The 23,579-nt window shown below is 44.0% G+C and carries 17 protein-coding genes, 1 rRNA gene and 1 pseudogene; 9 read left to right on the plus strand and 10 right to left on the minus strand.

All coding sequences use genetic code 11. From position 1 onward, the window contains the following. Positions 1 to 186 precede the first annotated feature (186 nt). Both yidC and BQ7394_RS16470 read right to left on the minus strand, forming a co-directional pair. A complete protein-coding gene (yidC, locus tag BQ7394_RS16465) occupies positions 187 to 2,082 on the minus strand; it encodes a membrane protein insertase YidC (RefSeq protein WP_075558422.1) in 1,896 nt (631 codons plus the stop codon). 11 nt (positions 2,083 to 2,093) lie between these two features. Then, a complete protein-coding gene (locus BQ7394_RS16470) occupies positions 2,094 to 3,698 on the minus strand; it encodes a CTP synthase (RefSeq protein WP_075558423.1) in 1,605 nt (534 codons plus the stop codon). A 536-nt stretch (positions 3,699 to 4,234) separates the two neighbouring features. Between BQ7394_RS16470 and BQ7394_RS16475 the strand changes: the two genes are divergently transcribed. The 9 genes from BQ7394_RS16475 (at position 4,235) to galE (ending at position 12,469) form a co-directional block, all read left to right on the plus strand. After that, a complete protein-coding gene (locus tag BQ7394_RS16475) occupies positions 4,235 to 5,812 on the plus strand; it encodes a DUF3078 domain-containing protein (RefSeq protein ID WP_075558424.1) in 1,578 nt (525 codons plus the stop codon). Positions 5,813 to 5,912: 100 nt separating this feature from the next. Beyond that, complete coding sequence (locus BQ7394_RS16480; RefSeq protein WP_075560081.1) at positions 5,913 to 6,332, plus strand: SoxR reducing system RseC family protein; 420 nt, start codon at positions 5,913 to 5,915, stop codon at positions 6,330 to 6,332. A 9-nt stretch (positions 6,333 to 6,341) separates the two neighbouring features. Next, entirely contained in the window at positions 6,342 to 7,289 is a 948-nt protein-coding gene (locus BQ7394_RS16485; protein WP_075558425.1) for a Fe-S cluster domain-containing protein, read from the plus strand. A 12-nt stretch (positions 7,290 to 7,301) separates the two neighbouring features. Next, positions 7,302 to 8,633 carry an electron transport complex subunit RsxC gene (rsxC, locus tag BQ7394_RS16490; RefSeq protein ID WP_075558426.1) on the plus strand — a complete coding sequence of 444 codons (1,332 nt, stop codon included), beginning with the start codon at positions 7,302 to 7,304 and terminating at the stop codon, positions 8,631 to 8,633. An 11-nt stretch (positions 8,634 to 8,644) separates the two neighbouring features. Beyond that, entirely contained in the window at positions 8,645 to 9,604 is a 960-nt protein-coding gene (locus BQ7394_RS16495; protein ID WP_075558427.1) for an RnfABCDGE type electron transport complex subunit D, read from the plus strand. 2 nt (positions 9,605 to 9,606) lie between these two features. Next, complete coding sequence (locus BQ7394_RS16500) at positions 9,607 to 10,239, plus strand: RnfABCDGE type electron transport complex subunit G (protein WP_075558428.1); 633 nt, start codon at positions 9,607 to 9,609, stop codon at positions 10,237 to 10,239. Continuing rightward, on the plus strand, positions 10,232 to 10,816 hold the full coding sequence (locus BQ7394_RS16505; protein WP_075558429.1) for an RnfABCDGE type electron transport complex subunit E: 585 nt from the start codon (positions 10,232 to 10,234) through the stop codon (positions 10,814 to 10,816). Before BQ7394_RS16500 ends, BQ7394_RS16505 begins: the two co-directional genes overlap by 8 nt. 18 nt (positions 10,817 to 10,834) lie before the next feature. Then, the gene (gene rsxA / locus BQ7394_RS16510) at positions 10,835 to 11,407 is read left to right on the plus strand and encodes an electron transport complex subunit RsxA (RefSeq protein ID WP_075558430.1); all 573 of its coding nucleotides are present in this window, start codon (positions 10,835 to 10,837) and stop codon (positions 11,405 to 11,407) included. Between the two features lie 21 nt (positions 11,408 to 11,428). Beyond that, a complete protein-coding gene (gene galE / locus BQ7394_RS16515; protein ID WP_075558431.1) occupies positions 11,429 to 12,469 on the plus strand; it encodes a UDP-glucose 4-epimerase GalE in 1,041 nt (346 codons plus the stop codon). 83 nt (positions 12,470 to 12,552) lie between these two features. Here galE and BQ7394_RS16520 read toward each other — a convergent pair whose 3' ends face one another. The 8 genes and pseudogenes from BQ7394_RS16520 to rrf form a co-directional block, all read right to left on the minus strand. After that, on the minus strand, positions 12,553 to 13,182 hold the full coding sequence (locus BQ7394_RS16520; RefSeq protein ID WP_075558432.1) for an HAD family hydrolase: 630 nt from the start codon (positions 13,180 to 13,182) through the stop codon (positions 12,553 to 12,555). A gap of 89 nt (positions 13,183 to 13,271) precedes the next feature. Further along, a pseudogene (locus BQ7394_RS16525) lies at positions 13,272 to 13,457 on the minus strand (NAD(P)-dependent oxidoreductase); the annotation flags it as partial. Between the two features lie 118 nt (positions 13,458 to 13,575). Further along, positions 13,576 to 14,394, minus strand: coding sequence for a peptidylprolyl isomerase (locus BQ7394_RS16530; protein ID WP_075558433.1), 819 nt, complete (start codon positions 14,392 to 14,394; stop codon positions 13,576 to 13,578). 67 nt (positions 14,395 to 14,461) lie between these two features. Continuing rightward, complete coding sequence (locus BQ7394_RS16535; RefSeq protein ID WP_075558434.1) at positions 14,462 to 16,297, minus strand: peptidase U32 family protein; 1,836 nt, start codon at positions 16,295 to 16,297, stop codon at positions 14,462 to 14,464. Positions 16,298 to 16,334: 37 nt separating this feature from the next. Then, a complete protein-coding gene (gene metA, locus BQ7394_RS16540) occupies positions 16,335 to 17,267 on the minus strand; it encodes a homoserine O-acetyltransferase MetA (RefSeq protein ID WP_075558435.1) in 933 nt (310 codons plus the stop codon). Positions 17,268 to 17,410: 143 nt separating this feature from the next. Next, positions 17,411 to 21,943 (minus strand): multidrug efflux RND transporter permease subunit, encoded by a 4,533-nt coding sequence (locus BQ7394_RS16545; protein ID WP_075558436.1) that lies wholly within the window; start codon positions 21,941 to 21,943, stop codon positions 17,411 to 17,413. Beyond that, positions 21,940 to 23,106 (minus strand): efflux RND transporter periplasmic adaptor subunit, encoded by a 1,167-nt coding sequence (locus BQ7394_RS16550; RefSeq protein WP_075558437.1) that lies wholly within the window; start codon positions 23,104 to 23,106, stop codon positions 21,940 to 21,942. Before BQ7394_RS16550 ends, BQ7394_RS16545 begins: the two co-directional genes overlap by 4 nt. 324 nt (positions 23,107 to 23,430) lie before the next feature. After that, positions 23,431 to 23,541, minus strand: a 5S ribosomal RNA gene (gene rrf / locus BQ7394_RS16555). Between the last annotated feature and the right edge of the window lie 38 nt (positions 23,542 to 23,579).

Consider the following 23,579-nt stretch of genomic DNA (forward strand, 5'->3'; position numbering starts at 1 on the left):
TGACCAATAACCCAATATTGCAAATATATGAATATAAAACAACAAACCTCACGTCCAAGCATTCAAATTCAATAACCTGATCAAAATATGCAATCTTTTTATTAACATCTTCAACTTATAAGAAAAAAGGTGTGTCTGACCTCTCCGGGTCGACACACCTTTTCTTTTATACTAACAAAAAAGATTTTATCTCTTTTTCTGCTGTTGTTGTTTCTTTAATTGCTCCTGCTGAGCACGTTGCGCTTCTTCCAAACGTTTCATGAAACCTGATTTTTTCTGCGGTTTCTTCTTGTTTGCTTCCAGTTTAGCCAGCAACTTATCTTCATTGATCGTATAACGGAACACTAATGTCTGAACGATCGTGATCAATGTAGAGATGAAGTAATAATAAGTCAAACCCGACGCATATTGGTTAAAGAATACCAGGAACATCAGTGGCATCATATACATCATAGCCTTCATACCCGGCATTTGTTGCTGCCCGGTATTAGTCATTTCCATATTATACTTGGTATAGATAACGTTGGTGATCGTCATCAGTAAACAGAATAAACTGATATGGTTACCGAAATACGGAGTAATAATAGGAATGTATTTGTTCCAACTGAAGATCGCATCATAAGTCGACAGGTCATGCGCCCAAAGGAAACTCTGATGACGCAACTCGATAGCAGACGGGAAGAACATGAACAATGCAATCAATACCGGCATTTGCAATAACATCGGGATACAGCCTGCCATCGGACTTGCCCCGGCACGACTATATAATTCCATTGTTGCACGCTGGCGTTCCACCGCTTTATCCTGTCCCGGATATTTAGCATTCAGCTCTTCCACCTGCGGACGCAATACACGCATCTTTGCAGATGACATATAAGACTTATAGGTCAATGGGAATAAGATCAATTTCACGATTACCGTCATCAGGAAGATGATCAAGCCATAACTACTGATATATTTACCCAGGAAATCGAACATCGGAATAACGAAATACTGGTTCACCCAACGGAACACGCTTGCACCCAGCGGAACTAAACGCTCCAGATCCAACTGATCGTCCGTAGGAACACCTTTATCGAATGATTTCAACAAGGTATAACTGTTCGGTCCGAAGAAATAACGGAATGTCGTTGCTTCATTTCCTCTCAGGTCGAAAGGAACAGCTGTCGTTGTCTTAAATTCTTTTACGATACCGTCTGCCTCAACCATCTTCGAATCGAAAGTCGCACTTTCGAAACCTTCTCCAGAGATCATCACAGACGAAAAGAACTTATCCTTATAACCGATCCATTTCAGACGGCCCGATACCTTCTTGTCTTCACTTTTACTTTCGCTCAACTGCTCTACGCCATCGGCCAAGAATTTATAATACAAAGCAGTATATCTGTTTTCGTATTTGATTCCTTGTTCCTGCTGACGGATCTTCTGTTTCCAGACCATATCCAAAGCTGTTGTGCTTGGAGCCAATACGCCGTTCAGGCCAGAACCTTTAATGTCGAACTGAACCATATAGTCGTCCGGCTTAATCGTATAGATAAAGTCTAACGAACTACCCTCACCGGTATTCAGACGCATGATCAACTGATTCGGATCTTGTGTCTTAACCGGAGTGAAATACATTTCACCGGTATTCAATACACGGTTAGTAGCCGTCACCAACGTAAAATCGAGCGATGCATCTTTTCCTTCGAAAAGAACCAACGGCTTATCATCGTACGTTGTATAATCCTTCAGACGAGCATAAGAGATACGTCCCCCTTTATTGCTGACATGAAGTTCAATGAGGCTATTTTCCAAAACAGTAACATCGTCGGAACCTGTCATTGCGTCGGCAAATACTCCGAAATTACTTTTCAGCCGGGCCTCTCTCACAGAGTCCGGTAAATTATCGAAAGAGTTATCAGCTATGCTTTTGCTATCCTCTTTTTGCATATCAAGCTGTTTGCTCAGTTCAATCTGGGCGATTGAATCCTGATAACGGCGCTGCGCTTCCAACTGCTCAGGCGTCGGTTTGTTTAACCAGCTAAATGCAAATAAAACAATACCAATAAGCAGAAAACCTAATAATGTGTTTTTATCCATCTATAACGTTCTTATTTATTATCAATAGCGGCTTTTACAAAGCTGACAAAGAGCGGGTTCGGATTAACTACCGTACTGTTATATTCCGGGTGGAACTGAACACCTACGAACCATTTAAGTGCAGGTATCTCAACCACTTCAACCAATCCTGTTTCCGGATTTTCACCCGTGCACATCATACCGGCAGCTTCAAACTGTTCACGATACTGGCCGTTGAACTCGAAACGGTGACGATGACGTTCCTGGATATGTTCTTTGCCATAAGCTTTATAAGCTCTGGAATCTTTTTGCAAAATACAATCGTATGCCCCCAGACGCATAGAACCACCCATATTGGTAACGTTCTTCTGCTCTTCCATCAGGTCGATCACTTTATATTCTGTATTCGGCTCCATCTCGGTAGAGTTCGCATCTGCCAAGCCTAACACGTCACGTGCAAATTCAATAACCATACATTGCATACCCAGACAGATACCCAGGCAAGGCACATCGTGTTCGCGTGCATATTTCAATGCGGCAAACTTACCTTCAATACCCCGTTGCCCGAATCCCGGAGCGATCAGGATACCGTCCATATCCTTCAATTGTTCGGCAGCATTCGCTTCGTTCAGTTTTTCAGAATGGAACAAATGCAGATCCAGTTTGCGGTCATTATAAATTGCAGCTTGCAACAACGATTCATCGATCGACTTATAAGCATCCTGCAATTCTACATACTTACCCACCAAACCGATCTTTACTGTTTCGGTAGCATTGGTTTTCTTCTGTAAAAACTCGTGCCAGGGTTTCATTTCCGGAGTCGGACCTACTTCCAATCCCATTTTTTTCAGGATAGTTACATCCATATTCTGACGCTGGAGAACCAGAGGCACTTCATAGATTGTCGGTACATCGACAGACTGAACGACTGCATCTGCATCCACATTACAGAACAAAGCTACCTTACGTGTGATGTCATTACTCAATAAATGTTCGGTTCGCAATACCAGGACATCCGGCTGAATACCTAATTCCTGCAATTGCTTCACGGAATGTTGTGTCGGTTTTGTCTTAAACTCTTTTGCAGCTGCGATGTAAGGTACATAAGTAAGATGTACACACATACAGTTCTTACCCAACTCCCATTTCAACTGGCGTACACTTTCAATGAAAGGCAGTGATTCAATATCACCTACCGTACCACCGATTTCAGTAATGACAAAGTCAAATTTATATTTCGATCCCAACAGTTTTACATTGCGCTTGATCTCATCGGTAATATGAGGAACCACCTGTACTGTTTTACCCAGGTAATCTCCTTTACGCTCTTTATTTATTACACTCTGATAAATACGTCCGGTAGTAATGTTGTTCGACCGCGTGGTCGGCACATTCAGGAAACGTTCGTAGTGTCCCAAGTCCAGGTCCGCCTCATGTCCGTCTACGGTTACATAACATTCACCGTGCTCATAGGGATTCAATGTTCCCGGGTCGATATTAATGTAGGGGTCAAACTTTTGGATAGTAACCTTATAGCCTCTTGCCTGAAGGAGTTTACCCAATGATGCAGCAATAATTCCCTTACCTAATGAAGAGACTACGCCGCCCGTAACGAAGATGTACTTTGTATCTGCCACGATAGTAATATTTTAATTATCTTTAATTGCTCACTTGCATTTCGAAACCGCAAAGTTAGTCATTTTCGTTCAGACGACAAGGGTCTGGAAGTTTTTTCGACCTTAATTTAATACAAACCACCGCATAGGCATCCGGTAAATACTACATGCCTGAAAACAATTTCTCGCTTCCCATAAAACTAACAACCGGATTACAACTCAGTATTTATAAGTAGTAGGATATACATATAATAATCTGTACACCTTATAATATATATGTAGTACAGCTAATAGATAATAAGTAGTACATCTTATACTTAGTTGTATGCATAGAAAATAATAGTTTTAGGTGACAAAACATTTAGTTGAAAGGTATATAAAACTTAGTTGAAAGGCACTGGCATATAAAGTTCTGACTTACATAACATTTTGTTTAACTACCCGTTATAAAAACAGATGAGTTAAGATTGTTATATCATGTAAAAGATTAGCACATCTCATACTTTTTATCTAATTTCGCACTCTAGATACTTAAAGAGTGTAAATTATAAGGTATTATGGTTATCAAGAGGTACTTCATTCTGTTTTCTATATTTACATCACTGATAAGCCTGGCAGAAGCGCAGGAAAAGGTTGTTATTACCGGAACTAACGTCAATAATAATGTAACACAACGTGATGTACCGGATACTATCCCCATGATTGAAATAGAAGATCCGGACCTGGATAATATCATAAGTCTGCGAGGACAGTTCGAAAAGCAGAACCGGTCGTATTCCGCTCCGGTCGTACCCAATGAAAATCTACTTCGTTTCCTTAAAAAGGACGAAGTGGAAATATCCGATGAAGCGATGTACTGGGCCCGCCTGGTACGTGACGCCTCTACTATATTCGATAATAATATGACCTTTCGCGATACAGTGATCGTCAACCCTTTGTTCTTACCGATTGTGTTTAAAGGCGAACTATTACCGAAGGATCTTACATTCTATAAAGAAAACTTCTGGGTAAAGAATGAACAGTTACCTTTGCCGTTCACTCCCGATACTTTATTCAAGCAGGAAGAGTTGAAAAAAGAGATAGAAGACAAAGCATATAAATATGTACAATCGAACTATCCGGATTACTTCCGTTATTCGATGAGAGACCTGCCTCAGGATAAGGTTGTAGCCAAAGTAATCAAGAAAACGAATTACGAACCGGAACTAATCAAAATAGAAAGCGAAGCCAATTTTAGCGACGTGGATGCTCCGGTAAAATTCATTCCGGAAAGACGTTACTGGACATCGAATTTTGAAAGTACTATGCAATTTTCACAGAATTATATTTCTCCCAACTGGAACGCAGGAGGTGATCCGAATTTCAACATGAATACCCGTCAGTACTTCAAATACGACTATAATAAAGACAAAGTACAGGTAACAAATGAATTGGAATTCAAGCTTAATATGAACACATTGCCAGATAAAACAGATTCCATACATTCATATAAAATTAATGACCAGATACTCCGTCTTCACTCTTTGTTCGGTTACAAGGCTTTTAACAAATGGTATTATACAGTTGACATTAGCTTTAATACGCAAGTCGTGACTAATTATGCCCAAAACAGCAATACAAAGTTATCGGCATTTCTCGCCCCTATGACTTTCAATACCGGTATTGGTATGAAGTACGAGTTAGAAAAAACCATAACAAAAGCCAGACATCGTAATGTTAAACTGAATGTCAATGTTGCACCTTTCTCTTACAACTATATGTATAGTAGAGAAAAGGGGATAGATATGGATTTGAAACGACACGGTTTCAAAGAAAAGGATAATGCCAGCGAACTGCCTGATGATGTAAACAAATACAGAAACTCTCAAAGTCAGATCGGTTCGAAAATTGAATCTAATATGACATTCAATATCAATCGAAATGTAAGTTGGACTTCCCGTTTTTACTACTTCACGGACTACCATCGTATTACCGGTGAATTTGAAAACACATTCAATTTACAAATCAGTCGATTCTTTTCAACACGGATCAACTTGCATATACGCTATGATGACGGTGTTGCGAAAAACGAAGACTTCAACAGCTATTTACAGATCAACGAACTCTTGAGCTTTGGTTTTAATTACAAATGGTAAGTAAAGCTCAATTATTTCTGTAATAAACTTTGTTAATCGTGACATATTATCTAAATAATCCTTACTTTTGCCCTGGTTTTGCAATGTCGAGATTACAAACATGAGCGAAAGTATCAATCACAACGGTAGAATCGAAAAGATCGAAGGCGATACGATCTTTGTCAGGATCATTCAACAATCGGCCTGTTCCGGTTGCCACGCAAAGGGTATGTGCAGTGCATCCGATCAGAAAGAGAAGATCATTGAAGTGAATGATCCCAACTCCGGCAGATTCCACATAAACGAAGAAGTTACGCTATGCGGTCAGAGCTCACTCGGACTACAAGCGGTATTACTGGCCTTCATTCTTCCGTTGATCATTGTAGTCGCGGCCATTGTAGCAGGAAATTATTTGCAATGGGACGAAACAACCAGCGGGTTAACCGGTCTATTACTATTAGTTCCCTACTACTGCATACTATACTTTTTACGCGAAAAACTAAAAAGAAAATTCATATTTACCTTGAAAAAACTTAATTGATCAAATATCATGATTTTAATTGCCGTTATTTCATTAGGAGCCATTGGAGCCATCGGTGCAGTATTCCTCTACGCCGCCTCCAAGAAGTTCGAAGTATACGAAGATCCTCGTATCGCACAAGTTCAGGAAGCACTTCCCGGAGCCAACTGCGGAGGTTGCGGATATCCTGGTTGCGGTGGTTTTGCTACTGCCTGCGTAAAAGCTGATTCATTGGAAGGACTTTTGTGTCCGGTCGGTGGAGCCGAAACAATGGGTAAAGTAGCCTCCATCCTTGGTATGGAAGCTACAGCAGCCGAACCGATGGTAGCCGTTGTCCGTTGCAACGGAACCTGCGAAGCCCGTCCGCGTACCAACCGTTATGATGGCGTACAAAGTTGTACCATTGCATCTTCCCTGTATGGTGGCGAAACAAACTGTACATTTGGTTGCCTGGGCTTTGGTGATTGTGTGACAGTTTGTGCTTTCGATGCGATCCACATCAATCCGACTACCGGACTACCGGAAGTGGTAGAGGACAAATGTACTTCCTGCGGTGCCTGTGTCAAGGCTTGTCCGAAAAACATCATCGAACTGCGCAAGAAAGGTCCGAAATCACGCCGTATTTTCGTAAGCTGTGTGAATAAAGACAAGGGAGGCGTTGCCAAGAAAGCTTGTGCCAATGCATGTATCGGTTGTGGTAAATGTGTGAAAGAATGTCCGTTCGAGGCAATCACACTAGAAAACAATGTGGCTTACATCGACTACCGTAAATGCCGCCTGTGCCGCAAATGTGTAGCCGTATGTCCTACCGGAGCCATTCATGAACTGAACTTCCCGCCCCGTAAAGAAGCTACCCCAGTTGTGGACGCCGACAAAGTAAAGCCTGTAACGCCCAAAGCAGCACCGGCTCCGAAAGCCGAAGCTATGCCAGCAACAGCGCCCGAAACAAAAACAACAGAAGAAACAACTCAAAAATAAAAATCTAATAGTATGCTAAGGACATTTCGAATCGGCGGTATACATCCACCCGAAAATAAATTGTCTGCCGGAAAGAAAATCACCGGACTGGCTATACCCAAGCAGGTCATTATACCATTGAGCCAGCATATCGGAGCTCCAGCCCAGGCTGTGGTAAAGAAAGGTGATCAGGTCAAGGTAGGTACGCTCCTGGCGAAAGCCGGAGGTTTTGTATCGGCAAATATCCACTCGTCGGTATCCGGTAAAGTAAACAAAATAGACAATGCTCTCGACGCTAGCGGATACAAACGTCCCGCTATCTATATTGATGTGGAAGGTGACGAATGGGAAGAATCCATCGATCGCAGCGAGACACTCGTAAAAGAATGCCCGCTACCATCCAAAGAGATTGTTGACAAAATTGCTGCCGCCGGCATCGTTGGTCTGGGAGGTGCAACTTTCCCGACACAGGTAAAACTGATGCCTCCTCCCGGAAGCAAAGCAGAAATCATTATCATCAATGCCGTCGAATGCGAGCCTTATCTAACTTCCGACCATTCATTGATGATGGAAAAAGCAGAGCAGATCCTGGTTGGTGTTACACTGCTTATGAAAGCCGTAAACGTTACAAAGGCCGTGATCGGTATCGAAAACAACAAACCCGATGCCATTGCTCATTTAGGAAAACTCGCTGCCGCCTATAAAGGTATCGAGATCATGCCGCTGAAAGTACAATATCCGCAGGGAGGTGAAAAGCAATTGATCGATGCAGTGATCCGCCGACAGGTAAAGAGCGGGGCACTTCCCATCTCCGCCGGGGCAGTTGTACAGAACGTCGGTACGGCTTATGCAGTATATGAAGCGGTGATGAAAAACAAACCATTGTTCGAACGTGTCGTAACCGTCACAGGTAAAGCGGTTGCCAATCCATCCAACTTCCTGGTTCGTATGGGCACACCGATCAGTGCACTGATTGAAGCGGCCGGCGGTATCCCCGAAAACACAGGTAAAGTGATCGGCGGCGGTCCGATGATGGGTAAAGCGCTGATCAGTCCGGAAGTACCGGTAACCAAAGGTAGTTCAGGCGTACTGCTGCTGACTAAGGAAGAATCCGTACGCAAACCGGTGTATGATTGCATCCGCTGTGCCAAATGCGTAAATGTTTGTCCGATGGGCCTCAACCCAACCCTGCTGATGAATGCAACAGAATTCACCGAATGGGATCTGGCAGAAAAGAATTATATAACCGACTGTATCGAGTGCGGTTCTTGTAGTTATACTTGTCCGGCTAACCGTCCGTTACTGGATTATATCCGTTCAGGTAAAGGAAAAGTAATGGGTATTATACGGGCACGAAAGTCATAATAAAGAGCAATATGGAAAATAATTTAATAGTATCTCCTTCGCCCCATATCCACGGTGGCGACAGCATAAGTAAAAATATGTATGGTGTACTGATTGCCCTTGTTCCGGCTTTCCTGGTATCCCTCTACTATTTCGGACTGGGTGCATTGATCGTTACTGCAACATCAGTTATAGCCTGTGTCCTTTTTGAATATCTGATCCAGAAGTTCCTGATGAAAAAGGAACCGACCGTATGCGACGGTTCAGCCATCCTGACCGGTGTCTTGCTCGCATTCAACTTACCCTCCAACCTACCCGTATGGATCATCCTGATTGGTGCGCTGGCTGCGATCGGTATCGGTAAGATGTCGTTCGGCGGATTAGGAAACAACATCTTCAACCCGGCATTGGTCGGTCGTGTATTTCTGTTGATCTCTTTCCCGGCACAGATGACAACCTGGCCGGAAGTTGGTCAGTTGACAGCTTATACAGACGCAACAACGGGTGCAACCGTCTTGTCATTAATGAACGAAGGTGCTTTAGACAAGTTACCGACACTCGTTGATATGCTACTCGGGAAAATGGGTGGTAGCCTCGGTGAAGTAAGTGCGTTGGCATTGCTTCTGGGACTATGCTATATGTTATGGAAAAAGATCATTACCTGGCAGATTCCTGTTTCCATCCTGGTTACGGTATTTGTATTTACAGGTATTATGCATCTGGTCAATCCGGTTCAATACGCAAGCCCGTTCGTTCACCTGCTGTCGGGAGGTTTGATGTTGGGAGCTATCTTTATGGCAACCGACTATGTGACTTCCCCGATGAGCAAGAACGGAATGTTAGTGTACGGTGTCGGTATCGGTATCCTGACCACAGTAATCCGTTTGTTCGGCTCTTATCCGGAAGGTATGTCGTTTGCTATTCTTATTATGAATGCATTTACCCCGCTGATCAACAGTTATATCAAACCTAAACATTTTGGAGGGAAATAAGCATGGCAAAACTAAAATCAACATTACCCAATATGCTTTTGTCGCTTACCATCATTTGTGTGGCGGCCGGAGCGATATTAGCCGGAGTGAACATGTACACCACCGGTCCGATTGCCGCCTCCAAAGCGGCTGCGCTGGAAGCAGCGATCAAAGCTGTTACCCCTGAGTTCGACAACAAACCGTCGGAAGATGCCTATATGGCCGTTACTGGTGATGGCGATTCACTAAAGATCTACCCGGCTACCAAAGGCGGTGAATTCGTAGGTGCTGCCGTTGAAAGTAACACCAAGAAAGGATTCAGCGGCGAGATTAAAGTAATCGTCGGATTCGATAAAACTGGAAAACTGTTAAACTATTCAGTATTGCAGCATGCGGAAACTCCGGGTCTCGGTGCCAAGATGCAGGAATGGTTTAGTGCAGATAAGAACAAACAAAGTGTGCTGGGACGCGACCTGACAAGCGGACCGCTAAAAGTAACTAAAGACGGTGGAGACGTGGACGCTATCACAGCAGCAACCATCACCAGCCGCGCATTCCTGGACGCAGTGAACCGCGCTTACAGCGCATTCTCTGGTACTGACGGAGTAACCGGTGCAACTGCTAACACTAAAGAGGGAGGAAACGACAATGAGTAATCTGAAAATATTGATGAACGGTATCATCAAAGAGAACCCGACATTTGTTTTACTGCTGGGTATGTGTCCAACTCTTGGTACAACCTCTTCAGCACTGAACGGTATGAGTATGGGACTTGCAACCATGTTTGTATTGATCTGTTCCAACATGGCGATCTCCGCAATGAAGAATCTTATTCCGGATATGGTACGTATCCCCGGATATATCGTTATTATCGCGACATTCGTTACGGTAGTACAAATGTGTATGGAAGCTTTCGTTCCCGCATTGTATGCCAGCCTGGGACTATTCATTCCGTTGATTGTAGTAAACTGTATCGTATTAGGACGTGCAGAAGCTTTCGCCGCTAAAAATGGCGTCGTTTCTTCCGCATTCGACGGACTGGGTATCGGACTCGGTTTCACCCTGGCACTTACACTGCTAGGTGCCATACGTGAATTATTGGGTACAGGAAAATTATTCGGCCTGACTCTTATGCCTGAACAATTCGGTTCGCTGATCTTCGTACTGGCGCCGGGTGCTTTCATCGCACTGGGCTACCTGATTGCTATTGTAAACAAATTGCGTAAAGCCTGATATTAAAAAACGAAAGATATGGAATATATACTAATATTTATCGCAGCCGTATTCGTTAATAACGTTGTATTAGCGCAGTTCCTCGGAATCTGTCCTTTCTTGGGCGTTTCCAAGAAGGTGGAAACAGCGGCAGGTATGGGTGCAGCAGTAACATTCGTGCTTACAATTGCAACCATCGTTACCTTCCTGGTCCAGAAATATGTATTAGATAAATTCGGGCTTGGGTTCATGCAGACAATCAGTTTTATCCTGATCATTGCAGCCTTGGTACAGATGGTGGAAATTATTCTCAAAAAAGTTTCACCGGCCCTCTACCAGGCACTCGGCGTGTTCCTCCCGTTGATTACCACCAACTGTTGTATTTTAGGTGTGGCTATACTTGTCATACAAAAAGAATATAATTTATTGGAATCTGTTGTATATGCGATCTCCACAGCTATTGGATTTGCGCTAGCTTTAGTTATCTTTGCAGGGATTAGAGAACAGTTGGCATTGACCCACGTTCCCGAAGGTATGAAAGGTACCCCTATTGCGCTTATTACTGCCGGTTTACTGGCTATGGCGTTTATGGGATTCTCTGGAATCGTATAATTAATCTAAATAGAGACTAGCATGAAAAAGAAAATCTTAGTAGCAGGTGGAACCGGATATATTGGCTCTCACACTACAGTTGAGTTGCAGAATGCAGGCTACGATGTAGTGATCATCGACGACCTGTCAAATTCCAACATCGAAGTACTGGACGGTATTGAAAAGATCACCGGTATCCGCCCTGAATTCATCAAGCTGGATTTAAAAGATAAAGAAGGAACCCGCGAAGCATTGAAGGCTCACCCGGGTATCAACGGTATCATCCTGTTCGCTGCCAGCAAAGCAGTCGGCGAATCTGTTCAACAACCGTTGAAGTACTACCGCAACAACGTCGTTACGCTGGTCAACCTGTTGGAACTGATGCCTGAATTCAATATCGAAGGTATCGTGTTCTCTTCTTCCTGTACCGTTTACGGACAGCCGGATCCTGAAAACTTGCCTGTAACAGAAGATGCACCGATCAAACCGGCTACTTCTCCTTACGGTAATACAAAACAGATCAACGAAGAAATCATCCGCGATACAATTCACGCAAACGCTCCGTTCAAGAGCATTATCCTGCGTTACTTCAACCCGATCGGTGCTCACCCGAGTGCAGAAATCGGCGAATTACCTAACGGTGTTCCTCAGAACCTGATCCCGTATCTGACTCAGACTGCTATGGGTATCCGTAAGGAACTAAGTGTATTCGGTGACGATTACGATACTCCTGACGGTTCTTGTATCCGCGATTATATCAATGTTGTCGATCTGGCCAAAGCACACGTGATCGCTATGGATCGCATGCTGGGCGGCAAGACAGATGCAAATGTTGAATATTTCAACCTGGGAACCGGAAACGGTGTAACCGTACTGGAACTGATCAACACATTCGAAAAAGCTACCGGCGTAAAAGTTCCTCACAAGATCGTAGGCCGTCGCGAAGGTGATATCGAAAAGGTTTGGGCTAATCCGGAACGTGCTAACAAAGTATTGGGTTGGACTGCAAAAGAAACATTGGCTGATACATTGGCTTCTGCCTGGAAATGGCAAGAAAGACTGCGCGAACGCGGTATCCAATAAATAGCCGTTTAAATATATAAAAAGCCGGAAGAAGCATTACTGTTTCTTCCGGCTTTTTTGTATTCCTTATATTCTCCAGGAAATTACTGATTCAATATCTTATCGACTGCCTCACGCCAGTCCTCTCCATTCGCAGGTTGATAGGCTTGAAAGCCAAGATTACGGCCTACCTCCACGTTACTCTTCGCATCATCGACGAAAAGAGTTTCAGATGGGATAAGACCGCTATCCGCAATCATATAATCAAAGATTTTTCGATCAGGCTTAGTCACGCCCACCTCATAGGAAGTATACATCTTATCAAAATAATCCCCGATGGGACGTCCGGCAGCACTGAACTGATCGGTCCGGGCCCAACCTTCCTGAATGATCGGATTCGTATTACTTAAAAGATAAACATTGTAATGTTCGCGGAGTTTCAACAGATGGCCGAGCTTGTATTGAGGAACATCGACAATAAAACCTAGCCAGGCATGTTTTATCTCTTCATAAGATAAATCTTTTCCTGTGTGTTCACGCAATTTCTGGCAATACTCGTCGGCTGTGATCGTTCCGTTCTCTACTTCCAGGAAAATACCTTTTTGCTCGTAGGGATCAAGCAGTTGTGCTGCATCCACTACACCGATCTCTTCAAAACGACGGACTGCCTGATCATGGCTCAGATCGATCAGGACTCCTCCCAGATCGAATACAATGTTTTTAATCTTTGTCATAATTATGCATTTTTACTTCTATCTTGTCTTTACTGCCTAGCAAAGATAAGAATAATAAGTGTAAAACAACTACCATCAAAACACTAACCTTAATACCCAAGAGTAAACCGTTCTTTATGATGTTTCTCCTGTTCGAGTTCGTCGATCATAGCTACGGCATAATCTTCGACGGAGATAGCACTCTCGCCGCTTTCGTCGACGATCAATTCATCCTTGCCCAAACGAAATTTCCCAGTACGCTGACCGGGCGCCATATTCGCCGCAGAACTCAAGAAATGGCAGAACCTACATAGCCGGTTGCACCTCTGATTACTATTTTCTTCATGACTATATGTATGTTTGATTACTTTATATAGAACAACATACAATAGGCTTCTTGTTTTGTGAAATACCCTATTTCTGGAATACCTTGGTCGATTTGATCATGACGTCATGCACGGGACGGTCATTCTTATCGGTTTTCACCAGCGACATTTTCTCTACAATATCAAAACCATCAACCACTTCTCCGAAGATCGTCACCGAACTATCCAGATGGGGAACACCTCCTACCGTTTTATACACCTCTCGTTGTTCGGCCGGAATAACGTACGGTCCCAGTTCTGCTAAAGTATCTTCCACCATGATCAAAGCGCGATTGGTCAGTTCCGTTTCCATCGACTCGACAGCCAATGAGGGATCTTCTTTCTTCAGTTGATCCATAAATTTATAGTATAGCCAATTGCGGCGGATTTCATTAATACGTGCTTCTTTCTGATCCAGTTCGGCATCACTCAGCACTTTTCCCTGTACAAAGCAGAATTGAGTGCCAGCTGAAGCGCGTTCGGGATTCACATCATCTCCTTCTTTAGCGTCGATCAAGGCACCACGTTTATTGAAATGGTTCGGGAGTATCTCGGCAGGAACGGTATAACCTCCGTCGCCATCGCCATATAATACGCCAGGTTCATGAGCTTTACTTGTAGGATCGCCGCCCTGCACAACAAAATCTTTGATAATGCGATGGAACAACATTCCTTCATATTCGCCGGACTGGCACAGTTTGATAAAGTTATCCCGATGCAGCGGCGTATCGTCATACAACATAACGGTTACATCTCCCATCGTCGTTTTTACTGTCACATAGACGGGTTTAGAGGGATCGAGCGGTTTATCCGTACAGGATATAAGAGTAAACAAGATAAGTACAAAGGCTAATAGATGTTGTTTCATAATTAGTAGATGTTATATTATAGTTTAAAGTGAATCATTGTTTATAGCAAGAAGTAGCATCTTTTCCTTATTCTTCCGCTTTATACACCAACATCTGGCACCGCTTGCAATCGAACTGCAGGCGGAGCCGGGTGTCTTTATATAACAGATAGTACGGTTCCTTATACGGAGATTTCTGTTTTTGATAAGTCGGACACCATCCCATACTATACCGCAGGCAATGTTTGGTAAACATCAATGGAACATCCTTTTCAGGCTTCAATTCGAATGCTTCGGCAACACTCTCTACTCCATGTACCTTGTAAAAAGCGGTTGCCCGGCTGTTCGACACATTTCCCAGATAAGTTAATTGCCTTTCAGGGAACGGAATCTCTTTTGTTGGCTCTACCTTACGTGCCAGTTCCCGCTGATAACGGATAGCACGGTCAGCCTGTAACTTCTCCACTGCTTTACGACGCATATCCGCCAGTAAAGAGGAAGGGACAAACCAGTTCTCACTCATCTGTACGACAATCTCCGAGGCTTCGAACGGTGTATTACCTAATTTGGAAAGCTGGGTACGGATATTGTCTGCCTGGTCACGACGAGCTAATTCTTTAGTAAATGACTCAGTAAGCATGACGCGGGCACCTGTTTCATCTTCCATCACTAAGGTAAAGCCGAAAGAGTTATCCAAAAACTCTATCTTTACAGAAAGCTTACGCTCAGCAGACGGTTTTGCCAACTGCTTTTCAAATACCTGATCGAAATTACGATAAAGAGGTGTCTTCGGCTTTATGTCCGGCATATCCAGCGGAAAGACACGGTTGGCTTCTACCTTGTTCACACGGAAACCCTCCAGCTCACCCCTGCCATTAAAAAAGACCAGACCATCGCCATTATTCAACTGCTTCAGACCAGCCACTGTAAACGAGTTTCCTTTCAGCTCTTTTACTGTTCCAACCGGTTCCCCCAGCGACTTAGGCGTATTGAATGCTGTAATATCTTTGCTTCGTTCATGCAGGAAAAACGGAGTGAATCCCCTGTTAAAACTCTTCTCTGCCACCGGCTCAAACGTATACCTACTCGTTCCTGCCGATGCACGACAATATTCCGGACGACGCGCCAGAATCGCATCCAGCTTCTTCCGGTAATAAGCTGTTATATTCTTTACATAGGTGACATCTTTCAACCGCCCTTCTATCTTCAACGACGAAACACCCGCATCGAGCAATGCTTCCAGCTGATCGGAACGGTTCATATCTTTAAGAGACAACAAATGCTTATCATGCACGATCTCCGTTCCATTCGCATCTACCATTGAGTAGGGTAAACGGCAATATTGAGCACATTCCCCCCTATTGGCACTTCGACCGCTAAGCGCAGCGCTCAAATAACACTGACCGCTGTAACTGACACATAAAGCACCATGCACAAAGACCTCCAACGGCACAGTCGTCTGTTCGGATATCTGACGAATCTCGTTCAGTGACAATTCACGTGCCAGAACGACCTGTGTAAATCCGGCAGCCTCCAGGAACTTGACCTTCTCCGGCGTGCGGTTATCCGTCTGGGTACTGGCATGCAAAGGAATAGGCGGCAGGTTCAAACGGGTAATCCCCATATCCTGTACGATCAGAGCATCGGCTCCGGCCTGGTAAAGTTGCCGGATCAACTGTTCTGCTTCCGATAATTCATCTTCACGAAGTATAGTGTTTAATGCCACATAGATACGGGCATTATACAGATGTGCATAATCACAAAGGGCACGGATATCGTCCAAAGAATTTCCGGCAGCAGCACGCGCACCAAATTTGGGAGCACCGATATACACGGCATCGGCACCATGGTTGATAGCTTCGATGCCACATGTTAAATCCTTTGCCGGAGCCAGGAGTTCTATACGACGGGGTTTGATTGACATACTTTATTTCAGTTGACAGTTGACAAGTGACAACTATTTACAGACTTCCTAAGTTTTTGATATCTTCGATATTGAATGGGGTTTCCTGATAAACATAATAATTCAGCCAGTTCGTAAAGAGCAGGTTGGCATGACCACGCCAACGGACAACCGGGCCCTGAGCCGGATCATTATTACGATAATAGTTGTGAGGGACCGAAATAGGAAGCCCCTTATTCAAGTCGCGGATATATTCATCGCTCAATGTATAAGGCGAATATTCCGAATGTCCGGTAATATAGAATTCACGTCCTCCACGCGACATCGCCATATAAACGCCAGACTCTTCACTTTCGGAAAGTAATGTCAGTTCCGGTACCTTACGGATATCTTCACGGCGGATCTCCGTATGACGACTGTGAGGTACATAAAACTCATCATCGAATCCACGGAATATCTGTAAAGAAGGCTCCCGCAACGTATGACGGAAAACACCGAACATCTTCGCCGGCAAATCATATTTAGGAACACCATAGAAATGATACAACCCAGCCTGTGCCGCCCAGCATATATATAATGTAGAAGTCACATGCGTGCGTGCCCAGTCAAAGATCGTAGTCACTTCCTCCCAGTAACTCACATCTTCAAAAGGCATCTGCTCTACCGGCGCACCGGTAATGATCATTCCATCATAATAATCTTTCTCTATTTCGTCGAAGTCTTTATAAAACTCCTGCATATGTTCGATCGGGGTATTCTTTGGAGTATGGCCCTTTATCTTCATAAAGTCAAGCTCAACCTGTAAAGGTGTATTACTCAGCAAACGGATCAGATCGGTCTCCGTTGTTATCTTCAACGGCATCAGGTTTAATACCACCACACGTAGAGGGCGGATATCCTGTTCCGAAGCTCGTAAGGAATCCATCACAAAGATGTGTTCCTTTTTAAGAAGCTCAATAGCGGGTAAATTCTTTTGTAAATTTAATGGCATCGCGATTCCTGTCTTTATTGTTTTTAGAAATACAAAGATAGGAATAAGTTAGCAGTTGGCGATTCTCCAAATAAAAAAAGTAGTAACAGGTACTTTCCACAGAAAAACCTGTTACTACTTTATAAAGATAATATCTTCAAGAACTAATCTGTCACCTCATGAGAAAGAGTATATCCTCCCCCTAATGCTTTATAAAGATAGACTACCGCCAGTAGTTCATTCAGTACGGCATTATTCAAGCTGATCTGGGCATCCAGATATCCACGCTGTGCATCCAATACGTCGATATAATTGGTTACTCCATTGATATATTGCAGTTCTGCCAGCTTAACATATTTAGCAGACGCAGACTCCAATCTCTCCTGAGAGAAGCGAATCTCTTTTGCTTTGCGGATCGTGATAATAGCATCGTTTACCTCTTTAAAGGCACCGATCACACTCTTCTGATAACTGTAAACTTCCTGTTCGTAACGGGCTTTCGAGGCTTTTAGCTTTGCCTTGTTTTTTCCCATTGCGAAAAGCGGTTGAAGCAGGTCGCCCGCCAGGAACCAGGCCGGACTCTTCAACAGGTCGCCTAATTCTTCACTTTCAATACCGAAGTTTCCTGTCAGACTGATCTTCGGGAATAGGTCGGTATAGGCAACTCCTACCTTGGCATTGGCTTCACGCAGTTTCAATTCCGCTTGCCGCATATCGGGACGACGCTCCAATAAAGCAGATGGTAACCCTACCGGCAATGCATCGGGTAAACGTTGTTGGCCAAGAGATAATCCACGGGGAATATAGCCGGGATATTCTCCCAACAAAAGGGATATATCATTTTCCTTTATCCTGACCTGACGTTCCAACGAGGGAACAAGCGTTTCTGTACGGGCCAACTCTACCAATGCCTGGTTGTAAGATGTCTCAGATGTCAAACCACCTTCAAAGCGAAGTTTAGCCAAACGAACACCTTCACGGCGAGCCTCCAACGTCTGACGAACAATATTCAACTGCCGGTCGAGAGCACACAATTCATAATAAGCAGCGGCCACTTCTGCCACTAAAGTCAGTTGAAGGCTACGTTGGGCCTCTACCGATTGCAGGTAGGCAGCAATACCGGCTTCATTCGCCCAACGCAGGTTTCCCCATAAGTCGAGTTCCCATGAGAGGGTCAGCTTTGCCCCATATTCAGGATCGGGTTTCGGATTATCACCGCCATAGTTCAAACGCTCCTTCTGTCCGTAAATACGTGCTCCGATTTCAGGGAATTGTTCGGCAAAAGTGATACGTTTGGCAGCCATCATCTCTTTGATCTTGGCAGCTGCGATCTTCATATCTTTATTATTCTCCAAGGCCGTTGTGATCAACCGTTGCAAAGTTGTATCGGCATACAGACTTTCCCAAGGAATGTTCTCTACGGAAAGAGTATCCGATTCTCCTTCAAACCGGACCGGAAGATTCAAGTCCGGACGGGCATACTTTTCCCCTAACTTACAAGAAGAAAGCGAAACCAACGCAACCGTCACAACTGCAATAAAAAGAAACAGCTTTCTCTTCCGGAGAATTTTCTCCTTCGGAATAATCTGGCTAACCTTCTCCAGTTTCAATACCTTCTTTACTTTATAAATAAAGACAAAGAAGAACGGAACCAGCACAATTCCCACAGTAATAACCACCAGCATACCAAAGAATACTCCGGTTCCGAGACTATGACGAGAAGCCGAACCCGGCCCACTAGCCAACACCATTGGAAGCATTCCCAATACAAAAGCCAGGGAAGTCATCAAAATGGGACGGAAACGCATCTGAGCAGCATGAATGGCCGCTTTGATGACATCGACACCTGCATCCACCTGTACCTTGGCAAACTCTACGATCAGGATCGCATTCTTTGCCGCCAGACCAATCAAGGTAACAAGCCCAATCTGGAAATAGATATCGTTATGCAATCCGGTAGCCCAAATCCCCAGATAAGCTCCCAAGGCAGCAACCGGCAACGACAACAATACAGCAATTGGTACAATCCAACTTTCATACTGTGCTGCCAGGAAAAGGAAAACGAACAGGAAAACAAGTGCAAGTACCATACCAGTCTGTCCTCCGGCTTTCTTTTCCTGATAAGACAATCCACTCCATTCCACACCGATATTATCCGGCAGATGTTCGCGGGCGATCTGTTGCATAGCAGCCATCGCCTCTCCGGAACTGTATCCTGGTGCGGCCACGGCACTGATTGCAGCCGTAGAGAACATATTGAACTTCTTGATCGTACCAGGTCCGGTTGTATAGCTTGTCGTACCTAACGCAGTCAAAGGAACCATCGAACCATTCTGTGCTCTTACAAAGAATAATCCCAGACTTTCCGGAGTCGCACGGTAAGGCGCTTCTGCCTGAATATAGACCTTATATATACGATTAAACATATTGAAGTCATTCACATACACCGATCCCAGATAAGCTTTCATTGTCGAAAAGATATCGGTCAGCGGAATACCTAGGAATTTAGCTCGGTCGCGATCCACATCAAAATATAATTGGGGGATCTGCGGTTGCAGAGCAGAAGACACACCGGTCAGTTCCGGTGCCTTCGATGCATACAGCATAAAAGTATCGGTTGCACTTACCAGATTTTCCCAACTGGCTTCTCCACGGGCTTCCAGCTGCATTTCCAAGCCTCCGCTTTCTCCCAGTCCGGGAATAACAGGCGGACGGTTCAGATAAGCTAATATCTCTGGATAATATTCAAATTCCTTACGGGCTACTTCCATAACATCTTCAACCCCCATACCGGAAGACTTACGTTCTTCCCAGGGTTTCAGGATAACGGTAAGGGTAGAACGACTTTGTGACGTTCCCACACGAGTACTGCTACCTGTTACGTTTTGCACATAAGCCACAGCCGGTTGTTTCTCCAAAAACTCGATAGCACGGTCGGTCACCTTACGGGTACGCTCAAGGGTTGCTCCTTCGGGCATTACCAATTCCACTGTAAAAAAGCCCTGGTCTTCTTCTGGGATAAAACTGGTCGGAATGAAACGGTTCAGTACAAATATGAAAACAAGTACCATACCGAAACCTGCCAATATCCGTTTGGGATTCCCGATAGCCTTTGACAACAAATGGATATATTTATTATTTCCTTTATGTAACCAAATATTGATTTTACGGAACACGAAGTTCTTCTTTCCGGTTGTCGGACGCAAGATCAAGGCACACATTGCAGGGCTCAATGTCAAAGCTACTACCGTTGAAAGTAATACTGAAACGACAATCGTTATAGAGAACTGACGATATAACGCACCGGTAATTCCGCTCAGGAAACTTACAGGGACAAATACGGCAGCCAGTACCATTGAAGTTGCAATCAAAGCGCCGGTCAACTCATGCATTGCCTTATGGGTAGCTTCGCGGGGTGTCAGTTTTTCCTCATGCATTACACGCTCCACATTTTCCACTACTACAATAGCATCATCCACCACAATACCGATAGCCAGGATCAATCCCAACAAGGTCAGCATATTCAATGAAAATCCCATGATCAACATGAATCCGAAAGTACCGATCAAAGAAATAGGTACAGCAATAGTCGGAATCAAAGCGGCACGCCAGTTCTGCAACGACAGGAATACCACCAATACAACCAAGAACAAGGCTTCAAACAATGTCTTATAAACTTCATGGATAGATTGTGAAATATATTCCGTCATATCAAACGGGAATTTATATTCCAGCCCTTCCGGGAAGTTCTGGCTGATCTCTTTCATAGCTTCCTTCACGTTGGTAGCAACTTCCAGCGCATTAGCCCCCGGTAACATATAAATACCGAGGATAGCAGCATTCTCCCCATTTATTCCACTTTCAGTAGAATAGGAAGAGGCTTCCAATGAGATACGGGCAACATCACGCAAACGGACGATAGAACCGTCCTGGTTAGCACGAACGACAATATCCTCAAACTCCTTCACTGTCGAAAGACGGCCACGGGCCGTAATAGGTATAGTGACATCGACATCGATAACGGGTTGTTTTCCTAACTCACCGGCTGCCGATTCGCTGTTTTGTTCTTTCAAGGCATTCTGGATATCTTTTACCGTCAATCCCATATTGGCAAGACGATCGGGATATACCCATATCTGCATACCATAATAACGGCTACCGATATTCGATACACGTCCCACTCCCGGAATACGGCGAAGAACATCGAGCACATTGATCGTAGCAAAGTTACTCAGGTAAATTTCGTCAAAGCGAGGATCATCCGAACTCAAACTCAATGTCATCAACTGGCTGGCGGATTGCTTCTCCACCGTGATACCGTTTTGTACGACATCGGACGGAAGACGCGACTCTGCCAGTTTCACACGATTCTGTATTTCTACAGCAGCCAGGTCGGCATCTGCCGACACATCAAAAGTGACCGTAATAGTCAAACCTCCGGAATTACTACTGCTACTCTGCATATAGATCATACCCGGAGTACCGTTCAATTCCTGTTCGATCGGTGTAGCTACAGCCTGCGACACCGTTAAGGCACTGGCACCTGGATAAGAGGCACTAATCTTCACAACCGGTGGCGTGATTTGCGGATACTGATCCACCGGCAACAACATCAATCCGATAATCCCGACAATAACAATTAATAAAGAAAGTACAGTCGAGAATACGGGACGATCTATAAAGAATCCCGGTTTCATTCTCCTGCCTCCTCTCTATATGCTTCGACTGCTTTATCATCACCAGCCTGAACCGGACGAACCAACATACCGGGAACTAACTTATGATAACCTTCTACAACGACGGATTCATTTTCACCAAGACCACGCTCGATAACAATATTATTACCTATTTCCGGTCCTGTCTGTACAAAACGTTTCTCCGCAACATTATCACGACGAATAATGTAAATGAAAACACCACCTTGTTCAATAGAGATAGCTTTCCGGGGAACAACGATTGCACGTTCACGTACATCTAATAATAGTTTCACACGGGTAAACTGTCCTGGAAGTAATTTCTGATTCGGATTAGCTAATTCTGCACGTACACCGAAAGTTCCTGTTTGTGGATCAACGATCGGATCGGCGAAATCAACAATTCCTTTTACCGGATATTCTGAATTATCGGCAAGGGTTACAGTGACGGTCGGTTGCCAGGAACGGGTTGTATCCTGCTCACCAAATTTAATATTACGACGCTCAGCACGCAAATAATCCAGTGCTGTCATTTTAAAATCAACCAATACCGTATCGCTTTTTACAACAGCAGCCAGTTTTGAATTAACACCGGGACCAACTAAGGCACCGACATCGACAAAACGTTCACTGATATATCCGGCAATCGGGGAAGTTACAGTTGTATAACCGAGTTCCAGCTGTGCCTGGTCGAGGTCAGCTTTACTCATAGCTATATTAGCTTCTGAATCATCCAGAGAAGCCAATGCGTTATCGAGATCCAACTGACTGGCAGCATGTTGTTCATACAAGGGCTGCAAACGTTCCACATCTCTTTTGGCTTTTGCCGCCTGCGCTTCATTCTTCTTCAACTGTGCTCTTGCTTTTTCTACACGGGCCTTATAGAGTGCTGAATTGATTATAAACAAAGGCTCGTTCTGCTTTACCTGTTTACCTTCTACGAATAACATCTTTTCGAGGTAACCTTCTACACGGGCATGTATCTCTACATAACTCGCTGCACGGATACGTCCTACGTATTCACCAAATATTTGCACATCTTCTTTCTGAGGCTTGTCTACAATGACAAGGGGACGCAACGGTTCTTCTTTTTTACGACAACCTGTTGCCAGCATTAAAAGGGCGACTAATACGATACTTCCTTTTACTAATCTTTCTCCTACCATTACTAATATCTATAAATGACATTTAAATATTCTATTGTTCTATCTCTCTATTGTAAGAATGAAATAATCGTACCATTGTTCAATACAATCTGTTAAAAAACGCTATACTATTAAATATTAACGACATAAACCTATAACAAGATAGAGCTGCTTCTTTAATAAAAAATACTTTCGTGGAATTATTCCACAAGTAGTTGTTACTTAGTCCACAAAATTAATATAAATCAAAAACAAATAATGTATTTATGGATAGTCATAAAACAAAAAAAGGAACCAACCTTTCGATTGATTCCTTTCTACCTTTTCAGTCTTTCGACCTGACTAAAACGGCGGCTATCTACTCTCCCACTTTTACGCAGTACCATCGACGTGGTTGGGCTTAACTTCTCTGTTCGGAATGGGAAGAGGTGGATCCCCAACGCTATAACCACCTTAATTTCTTTTTAAGATGTTTGACCTTGGACAACGCTACT

The sequence above is a fragment of the Parabacteroides timonensis genome (assembly GCF_900128505.1).
GTDB lineage: Bacteria > Bacteroidota > Bacteroidia > Bacteroidales > Tannerellaceae > Parabacteroides > Parabacteroides timonensis.